Origin of the sequence: Zoogloea sp., from assembly GCF_030157465.1 — a bacterium.
Classification (GTDB): Bacteria; Pseudomonadota; Gammaproteobacteria; order Burkholderiales; family Rhodocyclaceae; genus Zoogloea.
In genome coordinates, this window is the sequence record NZ_JAOAUU010000042.1 from 37,105 (window position 1) to 51,543 (window position 14,439).

13 protein-coding genes are annotated in these 14,439 nt (G+C 64.7%); 9 read left to right on the forward strand and 4 right to left on the reverse strand.

Annotated features, from left to right (window positions below; genetic code table 11):
• The first annotated feature begins 79 nt into the window (after positions 1-79).
• A complete protein-coding gene (locus Q1W26_RS04685; protein WP_300436527.1) occupies positions 80-763 on the forward strand; it encodes a heavy metal response regulator transcription factor in 684 nt (227 codons plus the stop codon).
• On the forward strand, positions 754-2,169 hold the full coding sequence (locus Q1W26_RS04690; protein ID WP_300436530.1) for a heavy metal sensor histidine kinase: 1,416 nt from the start codon (positions 754-756) through the stop codon (positions 2,167-2,169). Before Q1W26_RS04685 ends, Q1W26_RS04690 begins: the two co-directional genes overlap by 10 nt.
• Here Q1W26_RS04690 and Q1W26_RS04695 read toward each other — a convergent pair.
• The 4 genes from Q1W26_RS04695 to Q1W26_RS04710 all read right to left on the reverse strand — a co-directional run bounded on the left by Q1W26_RS04695 (position 2,166) and on the right by Q1W26_RS04710 (position 7,832).
• Positions 2,166-5,318 carry an error-prone DNA polymerase gene (locus tag Q1W26_RS04695; RefSeq protein WP_300436533.1) on the reverse strand — a complete coding sequence of 1,051 codons (3,153 nt, stop codon included), beginning with the start codon at positions 5,316-5,318 and terminating at the stop codon, positions 2,166-2,168. The two genes, Q1W26_RS04690 and Q1W26_RS04695, sit on opposite strands and share 4 nt — an antisense overlap.
• A 102-nt stretch (positions 5,319-5,420) precedes the next feature.
• A complete protein-coding gene (locus tag Q1W26_RS04700; protein WP_300436536.1) occupies positions 5,421-7,247 on the reverse strand; it encodes a S8 family serine peptidase in 1,827 nt (608 codons plus the stop codon).
• On the reverse strand, positions 7,244-7,570 hold the full coding sequence (locus tag Q1W26_RS04705) for a hypothetical protein (protein ID WP_300436538.1): 327 nt from the start codon (positions 7,568-7,570) through the stop codon (positions 7,244-7,246). The genes Q1W26_RS04700 and Q1W26_RS04705 overlap by 4 nt, the downstream gene beginning before the upstream one ends.
• A 13-nt stretch (positions 7,571-7,583) precedes the next feature.
• The gene (locus Q1W26_RS04710) at positions 7,584-7,832 is read right to left on the reverse strand and encodes a hypothetical protein (protein ID WP_300436540.1); all 249 of its coding nucleotides are present in this window, start codon (positions 7,830-7,832) and stop codon (positions 7,584-7,586) included.
• Positions 7,833-7,971: 139 nt separating this feature from the next.
• Here Q1W26_RS04710 and Q1W26_RS04715 point away from each other — a divergent pair, with 139 nt between their 5' ends.
• The 7 genes from Q1W26_RS04715 to Q1W26_RS04740 all read left to right on the forward strand — a co-directional run bounded on the left by Q1W26_RS04715 (position 7,972) and on the right by Q1W26_RS04740 (position 14,370).
• Complete coding sequence (locus Q1W26_RS04715) at positions 7,972-8,772, forward strand: MOSC domain-containing protein (RefSeq protein ID WP_300436542.1); 801 nt, start codon at positions 7,972-7,974, stop codon at positions 8,770-8,772.
• A gap of 249 nt (positions 8,773-9,021) precedes the next feature.
• Positions 9,022-9,993 carry a cytochrome c3 family protein gene (locus tag Q1W26_RS04720; protein WP_300436544.1) on the forward strand — a complete coding sequence of 324 codons (972 nt, stop codon included), beginning with the start codon at positions 9,022-9,024 and terminating at the stop codon, positions 9,991-9,993.
• Entirely contained in the window at positions 9,986-10,600 is a 615-nt protein-coding gene (locus Q1W26_RS04725) for a cytochrome b/b6 domain-containing protein (RefSeq protein ID WP_300436546.1), read from the forward strand. The genes Q1W26_RS04720 and Q1W26_RS04725 overlap by 8 nt, the downstream gene beginning before the upstream one ends.
• A gap of 52 nt (positions 10,601-10,652) precedes the next feature.
• Positions 10,653-11,003 carry a c-type cytochrome gene (locus tag Q1W26_RS04730; RefSeq protein ID WP_300436549.1) on the forward strand — a complete coding sequence of 117 codons (351 nt, stop codon included), beginning with the start codon at positions 10,653-10,655 and terminating at the stop codon, positions 11,001-11,003.
• Between the two features lie 73 nt (positions 11,004-11,076).
• Positions 11,077-11,367 (forward strand): hypothetical protein, encoded by a 291-nt coding sequence (locus tag Q1W26_RS21480; RefSeq protein ID WP_366143636.1) that lies wholly within the window; start codon positions 11,077-11,079, stop codon positions 11,365-11,367.
• The gene (locus Q1W26_RS04735) at positions 11,289-12,068 is read left to right on the forward strand and encodes a DmsE family decaheme c-type cytochrome (RefSeq protein WP_366143637.1); all 780 of its coding nucleotides are present in this window, start codon (positions 11,289-11,291) and stop codon (positions 12,066-12,068) included. The genes Q1W26_RS21480 and Q1W26_RS04735 overlap by 79 nt, the downstream gene beginning before the upstream one ends.
• 19 nt (positions 12,069-12,087) lie before the next feature.
• On the forward strand, positions 12,088-14,370 hold the full coding sequence (locus Q1W26_RS04740; RefSeq protein ID WP_300436552.1) for an MtrB/PioB family decaheme-associated outer membrane protein: 2,283 nt from the start codon (positions 12,088-12,090) through the stop codon (positions 14,368-14,370).
• Positions 14,371-14,439: the final 69 nt, after the last annotated feature.

A 14,439-nucleotide genomic window follows, 5' to 3' on the forward strand; every position in this document is an offset into this window, starting at 1 on the left:
ACTTTTTTGTAATCTTTTTGGGCGCAGGAAAGGTTTGGGCGACACTTGTGCCCGTGATTCCGGGCGCAGAGAGGCCGTGATGAAGATTTTGATTGTCGAGGACGAACCCAAAACGGGTGATTACCTCAAGCAGGGTCTCGTCGAGGCGGGTTTCAGCGTGGATCTTGTGCGTGATGGCATGGACGGGCTGCATCTCGGCATGACCGAAACCTACAATCTGATGGTGCTCGACGTGATGTTGCCGGGGCTCGACGGCTGGCGCGTGCTGCAGGCCCTGCGCAAGGCGGGCAAGGAGATGCCGGTGCTGTTCCTGACCGCCAGGGACAGCGTGGACGACCGGGTCAAGGGGCTGGAACTCGGCGCCGACGATTACCTCGTCAAGCCCTTCGCCTTTTCGGAGCTGCTGGCCAGGGTGCGCACGCTGCTGCGCCGGGGCACCCGGAACAAAGAACTGGATGCCCTGCAGGTGGCCGACCTGGAACTGGACCTGCTGCGCCGACGGGTGACCCGCGCCGGCCGGCGGATCGACCTGACGGCCAAGGAGTTCGCCCTTCTTGAACTCTTGCTGCGCCGGCATGGCGAGGTGCTGCCGCGTTCGCTGATCGCATCCCAGGTGTGGGACATGAACTTCGACAGCGACACCAACGTGATCGAAGTGGCCGTGCGGCGCCTGCGCGCCAAGATCGACGACGGCTTCGAGCCGCGTCTGATCCGCACCGTGCGCGGCATGGGCTATGTGCTGGAGGATCCGGCGTGTCCTTAGTTCGCCGCCAGTCGCTTACCTTGCGGTTGACGCTGCTGTTTGCGGCGGCGTCCACGGTGGTGCTGCTGATCCTCGGTCAGATTGTCGTCCGATCGGTGGAAGGGCATTTCGAGGAGCAGGACATGGCCGAGCTTGGCGGCAAGCTTGAGCTGACCCGCCATCTGCTGGAGCGCGTTCGCTCGGCGGGCGAATGGGATGGGCTGCCGCAACTGCTCGACGATGCGCTGATCGGCCATCACGGCATGGCGATTGCGGTGCGCGGGCCGGACGGCCGGATGCTGTTCGCGGCTCACGGGGTGTCGTTCACGCCACCGCTGATCGAGCGGGCCGGGCCTGCCGGACAGCCGCAGGTGTGGCGCTCGGACGACAACGTGGATTTTCGCGGCATCGTCGGCGAGGCGCGCACCGGCATGGCCAATGCGCCGCCGGCCTTCGTGGCGGTGGCCATCGACATTTCCCACCACCGCAGCTTCATGGATGCGTTCATGCGCACGCTGTGGCTGGTTGTTCTGGCCGCCTCGCTGGCAACCGGCCTGCTTGGCTGGTTTGTAGCGCGGCGGGGGCTGGCGCCGCTGCGCGACATGCGCCGCAAGGCCGCCGAGGTCAGCGCCCAGCGCCTCGACCAGCGCCTGTCGGTGGAGGCCGTACCGGTGGAGCTGGCCGAACTGGCCGAGTCGCTCAACGACATGCTGGCCCGGCTGGAGGAATCCTTCCGGCGGCTGTCGGATTTTTCATCCGACCTGGCCCACGAACTGCGCACACCGGTCAGCAACCTGATGACCCAGACCCAGGTTGCGCTCTCCCGCAGCCGCACGGCGGAGGCTTACCGTGATGTGCTCGAATCCAATGCCGAGGAGTTCGAGCGTTTGTCGCGCATGATTTCCGACATGCTTTTTCTGGCCAAGGCCGACAACGGCTTGATCGTGCCTGGCCGCGAAAGCTTCGATCTCGCCGACGAGGTGGCGGCGCTGTTCGATTTTTATGGCGCGCTCGCCGAAGAAAGCGGTGTAAGCCTGCGCCAGGCCGGTTCGGCGCCGCTGGTGGCCGACCGGCTCATGCTGCGCCGCGCCATCGGCAACCTGCTTTCCAACGCGCTGCGCTACACGCCGGCAGGGGGCGAAATCGTCGCGACGGCCCGCCTGGGTCACGATGATTCAGGCGCCACCACGGCTCGCCTCTCCATTGAAAACACAGGTGAGCCGATTCCGCCGGCCCACCTTGCGCGGCTTTTCGACCGCTTTTACCGCGTGGATGCAGCCCGCCGGAATTCCGGTGACGGCGCGGGGCTTGGCCTTGCGATCACCCGCTCGATTCTGCGAGCCCACGGCGGTGACATCGAAGGGCGAGCCGGGGCGCAGAGCAATGTTTTCGAGATGTGGATTCCGGTTTTGAAGAACACTGTTTAGTGAAAATCCCGGCTGCGGGTGGCGAGGTGGCCGAGCAGGGCGGAGCGGTCGACCACCCGTTTGGCGTGCAGGTGGACCACGCAGCCCTGGCGGGTGATCTGGCCGTAGATGCCGAGCAGGGTGGCGCCAAGGAGGATGCGTCGTTCGGCTTCAAGGAGTTCGGGCCGCACGATCACGTTGACCCAGCCGGTTTCATCTTCGAGGGTGACGAACATTGTGCCCTTGGCGGTGCCGGGGCGCTGGCGGCAGGTGACGATGCCGGCGCAGCGGGCCAGCTTGCGGTCGGGGCTGTCGGCAATCTCGGCAGCACTCAAAAAACGTTCGGCCGCAAGCAGGCCGCGCAGAAAGCTGAGGGGATGCCGACCGAGGCTGAAGCCCAGGCGGGCGTAATCGGCAACGAGATCCTGGGTTTCGGCCGGCGCGGCAAGGGCCGGAGGCGTGTCGGGAATCGGCGCAGCGTGGAGCATGCCGGGCGCGGCCTGGCTGCCGGCCGCGGCCCACAGGGCCTGGCGCCGGTGCCCGGCCAGGCTGGACAGTGCTCCGGCCCCGGCCAGCACGCGCAGCTCGGTGGTGGATAGCCCGGCGCGGCGGGCCAGTTCATCGACCGACCCAAAGGCGCCAAGCCGGCGCGCTGCGGCAATGCGTTCGGCGGCCTGCGGGTTGAAGCCCTTGACCAGCCGCAGGCCGAGGCGGGCCGCGGGGCGGGTGGGATCTGCTGGCGCGGGCGTAAGCCCGCAGGCCCAGTCGCTGGCCTGCACGTCCACGGGCAATACATCGACGCCGTGGCGACGGGCATCCTGGATGAGTTGCGACGGGCCGTAAAAACCCATCGGCTGGCTGTTGAGCAGCCCGCACAAAAACGCCGCCGGCTCGAAGCACTTGAGCCATGCGGACACATACACCAGCAGTGCAAAGCTGGCCGCGTGGGATTCCGGAAATCCGTAGCTGCCGAAACCCTGGATCTGGCGGCACAGGGCCTCGGCAAAATCCCGCTCGTAGCCCCGATCGAGCATGCCGGCGGTGAGTTTTTCCTGGTAGCGCAGCAAATCGCCCTTGCGACCCCAGGCGCCCATGGCGCGGCGCAACTGGTCGGCCTCGCCGGCGCTGAAACCGGCGGCCACCATGGCCAGCTGCATCACTTGTTCCTGGAAAATCGGCACGCCGTGGGTGCGCCGCAGCACGGGCTCGATCTCCGGGCGGGGATAGACGATGGGCTCGTGGCGGGCGATTTTCTCGCGGGCGTCGAGGTAGGGATGGACCATGCCGCCCTGGATCGGTCCCGGTCGCACGATGGCCACCTCCACCACCAGATCGTAATAGCAGCGCGGCCTGAGGCGCGGCAGCATGCTCATCTGGGCGCGGGATTCCACCTGAAAGACGCCCATGGCGTTGGCGGCGCAGAGCATGTCGTACACCGCGGGTACTTCGCGGGGAATGTCGGCCACCGCGAAGGGCTGGCCGCGCCAGCGGGAGACGAGCTGCAGGCTGCGGCGGATCGCCGACAGCATGCCGAGGGCCAGCACGTCCACCTTGAGCAGGCCCAGGGTTTCGATGTCGTCCTTGTCCCACTGGATGACCGTGCGGCCTTCCATGGCGGCGTTTTCGACGGGCACCAGTTCGGCCAGCGGCCCGCGTGAGATCACAAAGCCGCCCACGTGCTGGGACAGGTGGCGAGGAAAGCCGATGATTTCGTTGGCCAGTTCAAGCAGCAGGCGCACCTGCGGGCTGTCCGGGTCGAGGCCGGCTTCGCGGATGCGCTCGGGGGCCACCTGGCGACCGTCCCACCAGGCGAGGCGCCGGGTGAGCTGATCGAGCTGGCCGGCGTCGAAGCCCAGCGCCCGGCCCACGTCACGCAGGGCGCTCCTGGGGCGGTAGCGGATCACCGTGGCGGCCAGCGCAGCGCGCTCGCGGCCGTATTTGGTGTAGATGTACTGGATGACTTCTTCGCGCCGGTCGTGCTCGAAATCCACGTCGATATCGGGGGGCTCGTTGCGCTCGCGGGAGATGAAGCGCTCGAAGAGCAGGCTGGCTTCGCCGGGGTCGACTTCCGTTACACCCAGCGCGTAGCACACCACCGAGTTGGCCGCCGAGCCGCGCCCCTGGCACAGGATGCCCCGGCTGCGGGCAAAACGGACGATGTCCTCGACGGTGAGGAAGAAGGCTTCGTAGTTCAGCTCTGCAATCAGGGCGAGTTCCTTTTCCACCTGGGTCAGGACGCCTGAGGGCACCTGCGGGTGCCCATCGGGGCCGGGCGGATAACGACGGCGCAGCCCGTGGCCGACCAGCGCCCGCAGGTGGGAGGCCGGCGTGGCCTTGGGCGGCACGATTTCCTGCGGGTATTCGTAGCGCAGCTCGGCCAGCGAGAAATGGCAGCGTTCGGCGATGGCGAGGGTTTGGGCGAGCCACTCGGGCGGGTGGCGGCGGGCGAGGATTTCGCGGGGCTGCAGGCGCTGCTCGCCGTTGGCGGCGAGCAGGTAGCCGGCGTCGTCGAGGGTGACCCGGTGGCGCAGGGCGGTGAGGACATCGGCCAGGCGCCTGCGCGAGGCATCGTGCATCAGCGGTGCGCAGGTGGCGGCAACCGGGATGCCGGCGGATTCCGCTGCGGCCTTGATCTGGCGGCGCCGGGCGGCGTCGTCCGGCCCCAGGTGGAGCGGGGCGGCGAGCCAGCAGGCGTCGGGAAAGCGCTCGGCCAGCCAGCGGGCGTCGGCGGCGAGGGCGTGCGGATCGGGATCGATGAGCTCTGGCGGCACCAGCAGCGCCAGGCAGCCGGGCAGGCCATGGGCGAGGTCGAGGCGGTTGAGGCGATAGCTGCCCTTGTCGGCCGCCCGTCGCCCGCGGGTGACGAGGCTTGAGAGCTGCCCGTAGGCGGCGCGGTCGGTGGCCAGCAGCACCAGCGTTGGCCCGTCTTCAAGCCGGATGCTGCTGCCGATGATCAGCTTTGGGGCATCCGGCTTGTGGCGCCACGCCGCGTAGGCCCGCACCACGCCGGCCAGCGAGCATTCGTCGGTGATGGCCAGGGCGCTGTAGCCAAGGCTTGCCGCCTGCTCGAGCAGTTCTTCCGGGTGGGATGCGCCGGTGAGAAAGCTGAAGCAGGAGCGGGCGTAGAGCTCGGCAAAACGGGGTGCAGGAGGATGCGGATCAGCGGACATGTGTTGACTGTATAAATAAACAGTCTTTCAGGCAAGTCCGCTGAGATGTGGAAAGTAAAAGTGGATGTGGCGCGGAGCGTGGAAGGCTACGCGCCGGGTGGGTCAGGCCCGGTTGCGCCGGTTTGCCGCGAAGAGCGCCAGCGCGAGGATGCCGGTGAGGCTGGCGAGATCGGTGGCCCCGCCCCCTCCGCCGCCGCCCGAGGACGGGGCGGATGCAACGGTGATGCTGGTGTCGGCGCTGGCCGTGCGCCCGATCGCGTCTGTGATCGTCAGCCGGATCGTGTAGCTGCCGGCCGAGGTGGCGGTGAAGGTGGTGCTTGCTGCCGCAGGCGAGCCGAAGCTGCCAGTGGCCGGCCCGCTGATCTGGATCCACTGCCAGCTCACGGGCGACACGTTGGAAGCTGCGGTGAGGGTGATTGCCGTATTGACGACGGGGGCTGCGGATACCGTGATGCCGGCTGTGGGTTCGAGGGCCAGCGTGACGGCGGCGGCGGTATTGAGCATGCCGGCTCCGCAGGTAGTGGTGGTGCAGTTGCACTGGTCGTCAGTCGACACGGCGGGGCAGGTGGGCAGGGTGGCATCGACCGGAAAGGCGGTGGCTGCGCGTTTGATGCGTGCCATCAGCTCGGATTCGCTGAGCAGGGGATTGGCCGCCAGCATCAGCGCGGCCGTGCCCGATACCAGCGGCACGGCAAAGCTGGTACCGATCGTTACGTCGTAGGCGCCGGTGTAGCCGTTGCCGAGGGGGCCGTTCAGGCCCTGGTTGGTGGCATTGACGAAGGGAAACAGGCAGGGCTGGCCGGTAAGGATGTTGACGCAGTTGCCGGCTGGGGCGCTGATGCCGACCTCGGGGCCGAAGCTCGAATAGCCCACCTTGGTGCCCATGTGGCGGATGCCGGCGACGCCGAGGACGCCCGCGCAGTTGGCGGGCTCTTCGACCGGGCCGGTTTCGTTGCCGGCAGCAGCCACGATCAAGGTGCCCGCCGCCCTGATTTCGGCGACGACGCTGGTGTAAGCGGCGCTGCAGGTGCCTTCACCGGCCAGGCTCAGGTTGATGACGCGCGCTGGATTCGGGTTGGCGGGCAGGCCCGGCACCGCAAGGCCGGCGGCCCAGCGCATGCCGGCGATGATGTCCGAGTCGTAGCCACCACATTTGCCGAGGGCGCGAATCGGCAGGATGCGGGTGGCGCCGCCCATGCCGGCGATGCCGCGGGAATTGTTGGCTTCTGCGGCGACGATGCCGGCAACCTGGGTGCCGTGCCACGAGCTGTCGTGGGTTGCAAAGCTGCCGCCGCACATGGCGCGCAGGGTGGCGTTGGCGAGATCGGAGGTGGACAGATAGTCGCCGGGATCCGAGGCGTCGCTGTCACGGCCGGGCTGGCCGTCGCCGGAATTGAGGTCGTCGAGCACGAAGTCGTAGCCCGGCAACAGTTTGGCGGTCAGATCCTCATGCTCGAAACGCACGCCGGTATCCACCACCGCAACCACCACGTTGCTGGCGCCGGAGGTGATGTCCCACGCCGCCTGGGCGTTGGTGGCGGCGGGCTGGGTGGGGCTGGCTGCCTGCAAGTACCACTGGTGGCTGAACAGCGGATCATTGGGCAGGGCCTTGGCCCGCTTGATGCGGTCGGGCACCGCGTATTCCACGTCGTATTCTCTGGACAGCCTGCTTGCCAGGGCCTCGGAGCTGATGCCGCTGGCGCGCATTACCTGGAGTTCGGGCGAGGGCTGGCCGAGCATTTTTGCCGTGATGCCGATGCGCTCTCCGAGGCTTTGCATCCGGCTTGCGGCCTGGATCTGCTTGAGCGGTGACCCGGCCTTGAGCTTGACGATGACCCGCGCCTCGGGGGCCTCCACGGCTGCGGCAGGGCCGGCGAGCAGCGCACCCAGCCCCAGCAGGGCTGCGTAAAGTGTGAGACCGGTTTTCATCGCAAATCCTTTTTTTGATCGAGATCCAGGTGCCGGATGGAAGGGTCTGCCCTGAGTGCCGCAATGGCCTTGCTGCAGGCCGGATCGTCGGCAGCACAAAGCAGCTGGTAGGCGTGGCTGCGCTCAGAGATCGACGACACGAAATTCACCCTGGCGCCGCTCGTGTTTTTGAGCGCGGTGAGGGTGGCGGGCGCGGGGCCGTCGGTGGGGTCGGCAAAGCCGATGATCACCTGGAGCGGGTGCTGCGCCTGCCCGGTTCCGGCGCAGGCCGGGGCGCCGAGCACCGCGGCTGCGACGAGTGCCAGCCAGCCGGTTTTTATCATCGGGAGCGGGGGCTCAGCGCGGCGGGCCGGGGCGGCGCGATTTGGCGGGTGCCTCATCGACCGGCTTGCTGTACTGCTTGAACACCCGCTTGGCGTCCTGCTCGGCGCGCAGCTGGGTGCACAGGGTGGGATCGTCATCGTGTTCGCTGAAATAGCCGTCGGCCTGGGCGCGCATCACCAGTTTGATGGCAGCCGCTTCGCTCAGCCCGAAGCGCTCGAAAATCAGGGTTGTTACTTCGTCCAGGTGTTCTTCGTAAGTCATGGTGCATCCAGTGCAATGCGGGGGCCGGATTTGCCCCGCTTCTCAAGTCGCAAGGATAATGGCTTTTGCGATCTTTCGTTTCTCGAGTCGTTCTGCAGCTTGTTCTTCAACCCCTTCGTTTAGTCCTTCGAGGCCTCCAATGCGCACCCCGCCCGTCCTGTCCGCCCTCTACCGCTACCCGGTCAAATCCATGCACGGGCAGTGTCTTGACGTGAGCCCGGTGAGCCCGCAAGGCCTGCCTTTCGACCGCGACTGGATGGTGGCCGATCCAAATGGCCATTTTGTTACCGGTCGAACCTGGCCAAAACTGGTCACGATCAGCGCAAGGCCCTCGGCCGATGGCGTCAGCCTCTCGGCCCCGGGCTGTGCCGAACTTTTCGTGCCCAACAGCGCCTTCACCCGGCCCCTTGAAACCAAGGTGTGGGGCGACACTTTTTGTGCCTGGGAGGGCGCTCTTGACGCCGACGCCTGGGTTTCGGCCTACATCGGCACCCGCCTCAGGTTTTTATGGACCGGCGCCGAGACGGCCCGCCGGGTCAAGGTCGATCCCGCGGTGCCCCTTGGCTTCGCCGACGGCTTTCCGCTGCTCCTGATCGGGCAGGCCTCGCTGGACGACCTGTCGGCCAGAATTGGCCGCCCGATGACGATGGAGCGTTTTCGTACCAACCTGGTGGTGTCCGGCGCGGAGGCCTTTGCCGAAGACGCCTGGAAGCGCATCCGCATCGGCGGCATCACTTTTCGCCTCGCCAAGCCCTGCGAGCGCTGCGTGTTTACCACCGTCGACCCGCAAACCGGCAGCAAGAGTCTCGACCAGGAGCCCCTGCGCACCCTCGCCAAATACCGCAAGACCCCGGAAGGGGTGATTTTCGGGCAGAACGTGATTGCGGAAGGGGCAGGGGAGCTGCGGGTGGGGATGGAGGTTGAGGTGCTGGAGTCTTAGTCCAGATGGGTAGATAGGCCCCGGAATGCGGGCTGGTCGTGCGTTTCGGCACCATTTTCCTTGATGGTGTGGTGTGTTGCTTGACTTCCCGAATGGGGCGGGAGTCGGCATTTCGGTGTTCCGGAAAAACGTCGTGCGGCCCCCTTTCGGTTGATCTTGATCAAGGGAAGATCAGTTTTGGGTACTGATACATTTTGAAATAAAGAGGGAAGTCGATAATCCGCCGGGTTAGTAGCCCGAGGAGTTGACGTGTTCAGCACGATAAATAGAAAACTGCGTGGAGCTGTGGCGCTGCTGGCCCTGATGGCTGCGCCGCTGGCCTTCGCCGACGAACCCCCACCGTCCCCCGAAGAACTCGTAAAGATCCAGGCAGCCAACGGAAAATGCCTGGCCTGCCACTCGGAAGCGGGGCTCAAGAAGCCTCCGAAGGAAGGGCTGGATCTCAAGAAGCTGCGTAGCCACCTGGTTCATCTGGATACCTACACGGAGTCCGACCACGGCCAGATGGCATGCACCAAGTGCCACGGCGACGGCTACGACGAACACCCCCACGAAGCCGACGCCAAGGACAGCCTGAGCGAATGCCAGGACTGCCACGCCCGCAAGGCGATGCGCATCGAACGCCAGTTCGACAAATCGGTGCACGCCGAGAACCTCAGCGAAACCTTCACCTGCGTCACCTGCCACGACGCGCACACCATGACCCTGGCCGCCAAGTTGCGCGATCCGCACAAGATCGTGGCCCAGGACAACAAGATCTGTCTCGATTGCCACGATTCGGATCTGGCCTTTGCGAAGATGGCTCCAGACAAGAAAAAGCGGCCGCCCATCGACGACATCCATGACTGGCTGCCCAACACCCGCCTGCACTGGAAGGCCGTGCGCTGCATCGAGTGTCACACGCCCACCGAAGACAAGCTCTCCCTCTCCCACGAGATCCAGAACAAGGACAAGGCCGAGAAGAAGTGCGCCACCTGCCACAGCGCCAACAGCTCGCTCAATGCGCGGCTGTATCGCCATCTGGCCACCGAGGAGCAGAACAAGTACGGCTTCCTCAACAGCGTGATCCTGAGCAACTCGTATGTGGTGGGCGCTACCCGCAACCCCACTCTCGACATGATCCTGATCGGCCTGTTTGTCGCCACGCTGGCGGGCGTGATCGGCCACGGCCTCGTGCGCGCCATCATGACCCGTCTGCGCCGGAGAAAAAACCATGACTAATCGCGTTTACATCCTTCACCTGTGGGTCAGGCTGTGGCACTGGGGCAATGCCCTGGCGATCATCGCCCTGTCGATCACCGGCATCAGCCTGCACTTTTCCGATCCGAACCTTCCGCTGGTGGAGTTCTCGCTGGCGGCGCGCATCCACAACGTGGCCGGCGTCATCCTCGCCGGGCTGTGGGTGGTCTTCGTCACTGGCAACATCGTCACCGGCAACTGGTGGCAGTACATCCCGAAGCCGCCCGGCATCATCAAGCGCTGCCTGACGCAGATGAAGTACTACGGCAGCGGCATCTTCAAGGGCGAACCCGAGCCCTATCCGCCGACGCCCGAGGTCAATTTCAACGTCCTGCAGGCGCTCACCTACTGGTCGATCATGTACATGGTGCTTCCGGTGGTGATCCTGACCGGGCTGGTCTTCCTCTATCCCCAGTTCGCCCCCGACAAGCTCTTCGGGCTCGACGGGCTCCTGCCCATCGCGATGGTTCATTACATCGGCGCAGCCGTGATCCTGTTGTTCATGGTGAGCCACATCTACCTGGGCACGGTCGGGCCCAAGGTTTCCAGCCTGTTCAAGATGATGATCACCGGCTGGTACGAGCACTGATTCACGTTCCCCAAACCAATAAGTCGTACGTTGTCCTCAAGGAGAAACCCCCATGAAGTTCCGCGTGATTACCCCCCTGATTTCCGGTCTCTGTGCCTCCGGGCTGCTGCTGTCTGCCAATGCGCTGGCCTTCGACGCCGACGAAGCGCAGGCCCTGGCCAAGAAGGAAGGCTGCCTCAAGTGCCACGCCGTGGACAAGAAGAAGGAAGCCAAGTCCCTGACCGAGATTTCCAAGTCGCTCAAGGGCAAGGCCGATGCCGAAGCCAAACTGCTTCATCACCTCACTTCGGGTGAAATGGTGAAGTTCGATGACGGCAAGGAAGAGGAGCACAAGGTCATCAAGACCAAGGACAAGGCCGCGATCAAGAATATGACCGACTGGATCCTGTCCCTCGGCAAGTAAGCCGTTCAGCAACGGAGCGCCCGACTTGCAGGGCGCTTCGACAAGCGATGTCAGCAAAAGGGAGATGAAAAAAATGAAATTCCTGCGACAGTTGTTGGCCTCGTGCGCCTTGCTCGGGGCGCTTGTCGGCACCACGGCCGCCGTGGCTGCCGATGCCCCGTCCACGCCAGGCGCCAAGCCACCCGCCAAGGATCTGGTCCTCAAGGGCGACGCCAAGTGCACCACCTGCCACGATGAGTCGGACGAGCCCAAGCTCCTGCACATCGGCAAGACCAAGCATGCACCGTGGCCGACGGGCGTACGCCCAGCTGCACCAATTGCCACGGCGACAGCGACCTGCACACCAACAATCCGGCCAAGCTGAAAGAGCGTCCGGCCACGGACCGCAGCTTCGGCAAAAACTCAAAAACGCCGGTCGAGGCCCGCAACGAATCCTGCATCTCCTGCCACAAGAAGGATGCCAAGCGTTCGCACTGGGAAGGCAGCGCCCACCAGCGCGCCGACGTGGCCTGCACTTCCTGCCACCAGTTGCACACCGCCAAGGACAAGGTTGCCGACAAGCGCACCCAGCCCGAAGTGTGCTTCACCTGCCACAAGGAACAGCGCGCCCAGGTCATGAAGCCCTCCCACCACCCGGTGATGGAAGGCAAGGTTGCCTGCTCGGATTGCCACAACTCCCATGGCTCCATCGGCCCCAAGCTGGTCAAGCGCGATAGCGTCGTCGAGACCTGCTACACCTGCCACATGGAGAAGCGCGGCCCCTTCGTACACAGCCACGAGCCGGTCAATGAGGACTGCGGCAATTGCCACAACCCCCACGGCACCGTTGCCGAAAGCCTGCTGAAAGCCCGGCCACCCTTCCTGTGCCATCAGTGCCACACACCGCATGGTGGCCAGGTCGCCCAGTTGCGGGGCCAGTTGCCGACCCAGCCGACCATCAACTCGAGCGGCAAGTCCGGCATCAACTACACCCAGGCGCGGGGTTGCATGAATTGCCACACCCAGGTGCACGGCAGCAACAACCCAAGCGCAACGAATCCGACACCGCAGTTCAACCTGCGTTGATCGACGAGGGGAAATCATCATGAAAACCTTGCAAACACGCCCGGGTTTCAGCCTCAAGATTGTTGTGCTGGCCCTCCTTGCCGCCTTCGGTTCGGCCCATGCGGCCGATGACGAGATCGCCGCCCTGATCCGTCCCGACAGCAGTGTTTCCATCGGCGCTGCCGGCGTGACGGGCGCCGAGAACGAGCGCAGCTTCTTCGGCCAATACAACGGCCTGCGTCGCCAGGACGCCTACCTTCTGCTCGACCTGGACGTCATCAAGCGCGACGACGCCACCGGCACCTGGACCACCTTCCAGGGGCGCAACCTGGGGCTCGATACCCGCGAAATTCGCTTCGGCCAGCAAAAGCAGGGCGACTGGAAGTATTCCTTCGAATACGACGAGATGATCCGGCGTGACCCGCGCACCATCAACACCAGCCTTGTCGGCGCAGGCAGCACCGCGCCGGTGGTCTCCCGGCTGGCTACGGCAGGTAGCGGTTCTGACGTGAACCTCGACCTGAAGCGCAAGAACACCACCATTGCCCTGGAAAAATGGCTGAGTCCCTCGCTGCAGTTCGAGGCCAGCTTCCGGAACGAGGACAAGAACGGTGCCCGGATGTTCGGCAACGGCATGGCCTGCACCTCGGGCTCGGCGCCGTCTCCCTTATGCACTACCGGCGTAACCCAATGGGCGCTGCTCATGTTGCCCGAGCCGATCAACTCGAGCACCCAGCAGTTCGACGCCAAGCTCAACTACGCGAGCGACAAGCTGATGCTGTCGGGGGGCTACTACGGCTCGTTCTACAGCAACCAGTATCAGTCGATGGCGGCAAGCATCAACGGTGAGCTCAGTAACCCCCTGGGAAACCAGATGGGACTCCCCGGCAACGGGCCCGCGCTGGGCGCCGGTTTGCGGGGCATGTTGCAAAACCCCATCGCGCTGCCGCCGGACAGTCAGGCGCACCAGTTTTACCTGACGGGCAATTACGCGTTCACACCGACCACCAAGGCCAACTTCAAGTACGCCTACACCCACGCTGCGCAGACCGACAATTTCTCCGTGTTCGGCGGCGCGCCCGGTGGCCGCAGCGATCTCGGCGCGAAGGTCGACACCAGCCTGTATCAGCTTGGCCTGACGTCGCGGCCGATCTCCAAGCTGTCGCTGCTGGCCAATGTCCGCTACGAAGACCGCAACGACAAGACGCCTATCGCCTACTACAACGTCGAAGGCAATCCGGCGACTACGGCGTTCACCAACGGCAACTATTCACCAAAGCGCCTGAACGGCAAGCTTGAAGGCACTTATCAGCTGCCTGACGGCTACCGGGCGACGCTGGGGTTCAATTACGAGTCGCTTGATCGGGGCACCTTTGTCAGCACGAATTCCGTTGCCGGTTTGAGTGGCCTGCGCCAGAAGAGCGAGGAAACCGGCTACAGAATGGAGTTGCGCCGTTCAATGAGCGAAACCCTGACCGGTGCGATCGGCTATTCCAGCAGCCATCGCAGCGGATCGGCCTGGCTCAAGCCGCTGTCCCTGAGTTGTACCGGCCTGGGTGGCTTGTCCGATGCAGGCCGGGGCGTCATCGTGGGAGATCCGTCCCTGACCTCGATCACCGGTTGTGCCACCTTCAACAACGGTATCTATGGGGTCAATAACATCTTCCCCTCTTCGATGACTGACCGGCAGCGGGACAAGATCAAGATGAGCGCCGACTGGGCTGCCACCGACCAGCTGTCGTTGCAGTTCATGGCCGAGTGGGGGCAGGATAATTTCAGCTCTCCGGGCACCAAGGGCCTGAGAAGCAGCTACATGGGCTTCTATGGTGTGGATGCCGCCTATGCCTTGTCTGAAAACTGGAGGCTCACGGGCTACTGGTCTCGCGGTGATCAGACCATGCACGTGGATCACAGCACGGGTTACCTGGCTGCGCTGCGCAATCTCAGCGACAGTTACGGGTTCGGTGTGATCGGCAAGCCCATGACTCGCCTCCAGGTGGGTGGCGATCTGCTGCTCATCGAGGATAGGGACGAGTACAAGCAAAGCGGCGGATCGACGGCCAACAACAATCTCCTGGCCAATCTTGGCGGCCTTCCCGACGTCACCTTCCGGCAATTCACACTGAAGCTGTTCGGCAGGTACGATCTGGACAAGACCTCTGCGGTGCGCATGGACCTGATCCACCAGCAAACCAAACTCAACGAATGGACCTGGGGTTACAACGGAACGCCGTTCGTGTATTCCGACAACTCCACGGTTACGTTCAGGCCAAGTCAAAGCGTGACTTACCTCGGCGCAACCTACATCGTCGCGTTGCCGTAAGCCGGCTTGTCGTAGCAGTAAAAACGCCCCCCGGTGTGAGCCGGGGGGCGTTTTCATTGGGCAGCCACG

Excerpts from the sequence above, each read along its gene's own strand:
- Q1W26_RS04685 (WP_300436527.1), top strand. The coding sequence starts at position 80 with ATGAAGATTTTGATTGTCGAGGACGAACCCAAAACGGGTGATTACCTC.
- Q1W26_RS04695 (WP_300436533.1), bottom strand. The coding sequence starts at position 5,318 with ATGTCCGCTGATCCGCATCCTCCTGCACCCCGTTTTGCCGAGCTCTAC.
- Q1W26_RS04700 (WP_300436536.1), bottom strand. The coding sequence starts at position 7,247 with ATGAAAACCGGTCTCACACTTTACGCAGCCCTGCTGGGGCTGGGTGCG.
- Q1W26_RS04705 (WP_300436538.1), bottom strand. The coding sequence starts at position 7,570 with ATGATAAAAACCGGCTGGCTGGCACTCGTCGCAGCCGCGGTGCTCGGC.
- Q1W26_RS04710 (WP_300436540.1), bottom strand. The coding sequence starts at position 7,832 with ATGACTTACGAAGAACACCTGGACGAAGTAACAACCCTGATTTTCGAG.
- Q1W26_RS04715 (WP_300436542.1), top strand. The coding sequence starts at position 7,972 with ATGCGCACCCCGCCCGTCCTGTCCGCCCTCTACCGCTACCCGGTCAAA.
- Q1W26_RS04725 (WP_300436546.1), top strand. The coding sequence starts at position 9,986 with ATGACTAATCGCGTTTACATCCTTCACCTGTGGGTCAGGCTGTGGCAC.
- Q1W26_RS04730 (WP_300436549.1), top strand. The coding sequence starts at position 10,653 with ATGAAGTTCCGCGTGATTACCCCCCTGATTTCCGGTCTCTGTGCCTCC.
- Q1W26_RS21480 (WP_366143636.1), top strand. The coding sequence starts at position 11,077 with ATGAAATTCCTGCGACAGTTGTTGGCCTCGTGCGCCTTGCTCGGGGCG.
- Q1W26_RS04740 (WP_300436552.1), top strand. The coding sequence starts at position 12,088 with ATGAAAACCTTGCAAACACGCCCGGGTTTCAGCCTCAAGATTGTTGTG.